General features: G+C 72.0%; 5 protein-coding genes and 1 tRNA gene. 4 read left to right on the top strand and 2 right to left on the bottom strand.

Going from position 1 to position 5690, the window contains the following annotated elements; translation table 11 throughout:
• The coding region (locus VFM98_RS21710; protein WP_325111970.1) for an NAD(P)-dependent oxidoreductase at positions 1–551 on the bottom strand (551 nt) is incomplete at its 3' end.
• Between the two features lie 65 nt (positions 552–616).
• Here VFM98_RS21710 and VFM98_RS21705 point away from each other — a divergent pair.
• Positions 617–701 (top strand) — tRNA-Leu (locus VFM98_RS21705).
• Between the two features lie 101 nt (positions 702–802).
• Positions 803–1522: an ABC transporter substrate-binding protein gene (locus VFM98_RS21700; protein ID WP_325111969.1), complete on the top strand. Its 720-nt coding sequence runs from the start codon at positions 803–805 to the stop codon at positions 1520–1522.
• Here the strand turns inward: VFM98_RS21700 and VFM98_RS21695 are convergent.
• On the bottom strand, positions 1519–3219 hold the full coding sequence (locus VFM98_RS21695) for a methyl-accepting chemotaxis protein (RefSeq protein ID WP_325111968.1): 1701 nt from the start codon (positions 3217–3219) through the stop codon (positions 1519–1521). The genes VFM98_RS21700 and VFM98_RS21695 overlap by 4 nt on opposite strands.
• 253 nt (positions 3220–3472) lie before the next feature.
• Between VFM98_RS21695 and VFM98_RS21690 the strand changes: the two genes are divergently transcribed.
• Complete coding sequence (locus tag VFM98_RS21690; RefSeq protein ID WP_325111967.1) at positions 3473–4777, top strand: lytic murein transglycosylase; 1305 nt, start codon at positions 3473–3475, stop codon at positions 4775–4777.
• Between the two features lie 151 nt (positions 4778–4928).
• The coding region (locus VFM98_RS21685; protein ID WP_325111966.1) for a hypothetical protein at positions 4929–5690 on the top strand (762 nt) is incomplete at its 3' end.

Genomic DNA, 5690 nt, shown 5'->3' with positions numbered 1-5690 from the left:
TCCACCGGGCGGCGGCTGTGGTAGCGCACGTCCATCTCGAAGCCGCTCGCGCGCTTGGCGATCGTGCGGCCGATGCGACCCAGACCCAGGATGCCCAGCCTGGCGCCGCTCACCTGGCGGCCGAAGGGGAAGGGCGTCGGCGGCTGCGCGCTCCAGCGGCCCGCGCGCACGAAGCGGTCGGCCTCCGGGATGCGGCGGGCGATCGCCAGCAGCAGGCCGAAGGCGAGGTCGGCCACGCAGTCGTTCAGCACGTCGGGCGTGTAGCCCACCGGGATGCCGCGCTGCGCCGCGGCGGCGAGATCGAGCTGGTCGAGGCCGACGCCGAAGCTGGAGATCACGCGCAGGCGCGGCAGGGCGTTGATCAGGGCCGCATCCGCGCCATGGGCCGCGGAGGTGACGAGGCCGTCGTAGCCGGCGCCGCGCTCGCGCAGATACGCCTCGCGGTCGGGACCGGGGGCGGGCAGGCGGTGCACGGTGTAGCGCTCGGCGAGCTGCCGCTCCAGTGACGGCATCAGGGGCAGGGCTTGCAGGAGGACGGGTCGGTCATTCATGGCGCGATTGTGACGGCCGCCGCGGTGGGCCTCCGAAATGCTCTACAATCCCGGACTCCTGAAATGCCCAGGTGGCGGAATTGGTAGACGCACTAGTTTCAGGTACTAGCGGGTAACTCCGTGGAGGTTCGAGTCCTCTCCTGGGCACCAGACGCAAGCCGGCCAAGCGCCGGCTTTGTCGTCTCCGCTCCCCTGCAGGCGCAGGGGGCTGCGCTCCCGGCCGGGTACCATCGGCCGCCAGAGGAGCTGCCATGACTTCACCCGAGATCGTCCGCGCCTTCGCGCCCACGGGCCGGCTGCGCGCCGCCATCAACCTGGGCAACGCGGTGCTCGCCGGCCGCGACGCCACAGGCGCCGCCAAGGGCGTGTCGGTGGACCTCGCGCGCCGCTTCGCCGAGCGGCTCGGGGTGGCGATCGAGCTGGCGGTGTTCGAGACCGCCGGCGCCTCGGTGGACGCGGTCGCGCGCGAGGCGGCCGACATCGGCTTCTTCGCCATCGACCCGCTGCGCGGCGAAGCGATCCGCTTCACCCCGCCGTACGTGCTGATCGAAGGCTGCTTCCTGGTGCGGCAGGATTCGCCCTTGCAGGCCAACGAGGAGGTGGACCGCCCCGGCATCCGCGTGGTGGCGGGCAAGGGCAGCGCCTACGACCTGTTCCTCTCGCGCGAGCTGAAGCAGGCGCAGCTGGTGCACGCGCCGTCCTCGCAGGCCGTGCTGCAGCACTTCCTCGACTCCGGCGCCGAGGTGGCCGCGGGCGTGAAGCAGCAGCTGGAAAAGGATGCGGCGCCGCTGGGTGGCCTGCGGCTGCTGCCGGGCCGCTTCATGGTGATCCGCCAGGCCATGGGCTGCGCGCGCAGCCGCGGCGAAGCGGCCGCCGCTGAACTCGCGCGCTTCGTCGAGGAGATGAAGGCCTCGGGCTTCGTGGCGGATGCCCTGGCGCGGCACGGCGTCCAGGGCGCCTCGGTGGCCTAGAACTCCTGCCAGCCCGCGCCGTTGCGCGGTGCCTGCGCGTGGGCTTGCGCGATCGGGGCGGCGGGCATGGCCAGCGGCTCGGCCGCCGGCCTGCGCACCTGGATCGAGGGCATCACGGGTTGCGCCGGGCGGGCGCGTTCCACCGGAGCGGCGGGCGCTTCGTCTTCGCCCAGGCGGAAGCGGGCCACCAGCTGCAGCAGCGTGCCGGCCTGCTCCTTCATCGCCTCGGTCGCGGCGGTGGACTCCTCCACCAGCGAGGCGTTCTGCTGCACCACCTGGTCCATCTGCGTGACGGCGGTGTTGACCTGCTCGATGCCCGAGCTCTGCTCCTGGCTGGCGGCGGCGATGTCGGCGATCAGGTCGCTCACCCGGGTAACGGCGGCGACGATCTCGTTCATCGTCTTGCCGGCCGTGTCCACCAGCTTGTTGCCGGCATCCACCTTGGTGACGGAGTCGCCGATCAGGCCCTTGATCTGGCGCGCGGCCTCGGCGCTGCGCTGCGCGAGCTGGCGCACCTCGCCGGCCACGACGGCGAAGCCGCGGCCCTGCTCGCCGGCGCGCGCCGCCTCCACCGCGGCATTCAGCGCCAGGATGTTGGTCTGGAAGGCGATGCCGTCGATCACGCCGATGATCTCGGAGATCTTGCGCGAGGAGGCCGAGATGCCGTCCATGGTGCTGACCACCTCGCCGACCACGCTGCCGCCCTTGCGCGCCACGTCGGCGGCGCCGCGCGCCAGCTCGCTGGCCTGGCGCGCGTTGTGCGCGTTCTGGGTGACGGAGGAGGTGAGTTCCTCCATCGAGCTGGCCGTCTCTTCCAGCGTGCTGGCCTGTTCCTCGGTGCGCTGCGACAGGTCCACGTTGCCGTGCGCGATCTGCGTGCTGGTGTCGGCCACCATGCGGGCGCCGCTGGAGACTTCGCCCACCAGCTTGCGCAGGCCGTCGTTCATGGCGGCGACGGCGCGCAGCAGCTGGGCCGACTCGTCGGTGCCGGTGGCCCGCACCTTCACGGTGAGGTCGCCCTCGGCGATGCGGTTGGCGGTGGCGATCGCGGTGTTGAGCGGCCGCACGATGCTGCGGCTCATCTTCAGCGCCACCAGCAGGGCCGCGGCCACCGCCGCGGCGACCAGGGCGCCCAGCACCAGCAGCGTGCGCTCGTAGGCGACGCCGGCCGCCTCGTAGTTCTCGCGCGCCAGGCGCTGCTCCAGCGCCACCAGTTCCTCCAGGTCGCGCACCACGGTCTGGAACTGGGTGTCCGCGTTCTGCAAGGACATCAGGCCGATGGCGATGTCGACGGTGCCGAGGTCGACGCCCTTCTCCACCGTGGAGCGGTACTTGGCCAGCAGGGGCTGCACCGATTCCACCAGCCGGCGCTCGTCGGCGCCGAGGTCGCCGGCACCGAGCTTGGCGAGGCCGCCCGAGACCTCGTCGATCTGCTTGCGCAGGCCCTCGAGCGAGCTCTTGATGCGGGCCTCGTCGTAGTTGGCCATCCAGGTCATGAGGCGGTAGACGCCGGAATGCACCTGCGCCATGTCGCGCGCCGCATCGGCGGCGGTCTCGAAGCGGGCCATGCGCTGCGTCACCAGCCCGTCGAGGCTGTCGTGCTGCTGCCGCAGCATCAGGAAGGCCACGGCGCCGAGGACCGCGAGGAAAGCGATGGCCACGCCGGGGGCCACCAGGATCTTGTGCCAGATTTTCACGGGATGTCTCCCTCTCCCGCCGGCCGATGGCCGGCCGGCTGCAACGACTTGGTTCTTGATGGAGACGATGCGACGCATGCGCGTGCACGCGCCTCCGGTGTGAGAGCAAGTTTCCCGTAATTTCAATGTGTAACAGGACCGCTTGCCCTGCCTTGCCGCCCGCCGGTCGGGCGTGCGCTGCCGCGCCAGGGCCACTGTTACGAGCGGCGCCAGCGACCCCACGGCGCGCAAGGGCCCTTCTATATTGGCCGCCATGCCCACGCGCCTTTCCCTTTTCCTCTCACCCTGCCTGTTGGCGGCCGCGCTCGCCGCCGCGCTGTCCATCCCTGCCTGGGCCCAGAGCCCGCCCGAGCAGCCGCTCACGCCCGAGCAGTTCTCGGCCTGCGTGCAGAGCCTGGCCGAGCAGACCTCCACCGCCGGCCGGCCCCTGAGCCGGGCCGACTTCGAACGCATCGCCGCCACCGGCAAGTACGACGACCGGGTGCGCCAGTCCATGCAGGTGGCCGCCGGCGAGCCGACCTTCTGGTGGGACGAACTGGCCGCCACCACCGACGAGGACCGGGTGCGCGAAGGCCGCGCGATCCTCGCGCGCGAGGCGCAGACGCTGCAGAAGATCGAATCGCAGTTCGGCGTGCCCAAGGAGATCGTGGTCGCGATCTACGGCATCGAGACCAACTTCGGGCCGGCCCAGGGCAAGATCCCGGTGCTCGATGCGGCGCTCAGCTACGCCTGCCTGCGGCCCTGCCCGACGTCGGCCACCGGCACCGGCTCCTGCGTCGCGCGCGAGCGCGCCTATGCCGCGGTGCGCGTGCTGCGCGACAAGCGGGTGCGCACCGACAACTGGCAGGGCTCCTGGGCCGCGGCCTTCGGCCGCACGCAGTTCGTGCCGGACAGCTTCGAGCAGTTGGCAGTGGATTTCGACGGCGACGGCGTGGCCGACATCATCAACTCCGAGGCCGACGCCTGGGCCACCACGGCCAACCACCTGAAGCAGCGCGGCGGCTGGGACCTGAACGCCCCGGTGTACCTGGAAGTGGCCGTGCCGCAGGCGCAGCAGGCGGAGTTCGCCGCCTCCGGCAAGTCGATCCGGCTGGCGGACCGCGCCCGGCCGCTGTCGCAGTGGATGGCGCAGGGCTGGCGCGTGCTGACCGCCGAGGGCCAGCCGGTGACGCTGCAACTGGACAACGACCCGCAGATGTATCCCTTCCTGCCCGTGGGCCTGCCCGGGCCGGCCTTCCTGGTCTCGCGCAACTTCGAGACCATCCTGCGCTACAACCGTTCGGAACGCTACGTGATGGAAGTGGCGCTGCTGGCGCACAAGATCGCGGGCGGCCGCGACTTCGCCACGGCCTGGCCCACCGACGACCCCGGCCTCACCCGCGCCCAGGTGCGCGAGCTGCAGGCCTGGCTGGCGCAGCGCGGGCACGCGCAGGTCACGCCCGACGGCGTGATGGGCCGCAACACGCGCGACGCGATCGAGCAGGAGTTCGTGGCCAAGGGCCTGCCGCCGCAGCGGCGCGTGGGGCAGAGGACGATGCGGCTGCTGATGCAGCCCTGAGCGCCGCCGCCGCGCCGGCGTGAAGGAAGGCGCACCGGCGCGCGGCGCCCGCGGCCGATCGCGCGCGGCTTTGACGGCGCGCAAGGCCGCCCGCCGCGTCGCCGTCAAGCATGGGGCCGTGCAGTAGCGCGCAGACGGCGCGCGCAAGGACATGCGCTCCCCCAGCCTATCCATCGCCGCCCGCCTCGTGGCGGGCCTCCTCGTGGTCAACGCCTTCGTCTACCTGCTGGCGGGCGCTGCCCTGCTCGAGGGATTGCGCCAGCAGGAGGCCCACGCCCAGGCGACCACGCAGAACCTGGCCCGCTCGGTCGCGATCACCGTCTCGGGCATGCTGGACAAGCTCGATGTCGGCCTGGCGGCGATCGGCAGCGAAGTGGTGCACCAGTTGCGCGAAGGGCCGATCCAGCCGCAGCGGCTGACGGCCTACCTGGCGCACCAGAAGCTCCTGCTGCACGACTTCCAGGACCTGTGGATCGCCGACGCCACCGGTGCGCTGCGCTGGGGCACCAACCTGCCGCCGGGCGGGCCGGTGAACGTCGCCGACCGCGAGTACTTCCAGCAGGCCCTGAAGGCATCGGGATCCACGCTTGTCATCTCCAGGCCGCTGGTGGGGCGGGTCAACGGGACGTGGACGGTGGTGGTGGCGAAGCGGATCGACCGCCCCGACGGGTCCTTCGCGGGCATCGCGATCGGCTCGCTGCGCCTGGTGGACTGCTTCAAGGCCATCTTCGCGCCGATCGACCTCGGCGCCCAGGGCCTGGTCGCCCTGCGCGGGGAGGACATGACGCTGTTCGCCCGCTATTCCCCCGCCGCCTGGCCGGGGCGGGAGCCGGGCAGCCGCAGCGTTTCGGACGCGACCACGCAGGCGCTGCGCAACGACCCCGCCGCCGGCACTTTCGTCGCGGTCTCCGCG

Origin of the sequence: Ramlibacter sp. (assembly GCF_035706265.1) — a bacterium.
Lineage (GTDB): Bacteria > Pseudomonadota > Gammaproteobacteria > Burkholderiales > Burkholderiaceae_C > Ramlibacter.
The sequence above is the reverse complement of the archived record's forward strand: the minus strand, read 5'-3'. Positions and strand labels throughout refer to the sequence as shown.

What these genes read in the sequence shown, in the direction of transcription:
- VFM98_RS21700 (WP_325111969.1), top strand. Translation starts at nt 803, where the DNA reads ATGACTTCACCCGAGATCGTCCGCGCCTTCGCGCCCACGGGCCGGCTG.
- VFM98_RS21690 (WP_325111967.1), top strand. Translation starts at nt 3,473, where the DNA reads ATGCCCACGCGCCTTTCCCTTTTCCTCTCACCCTGCCTGTTGGCGGCC.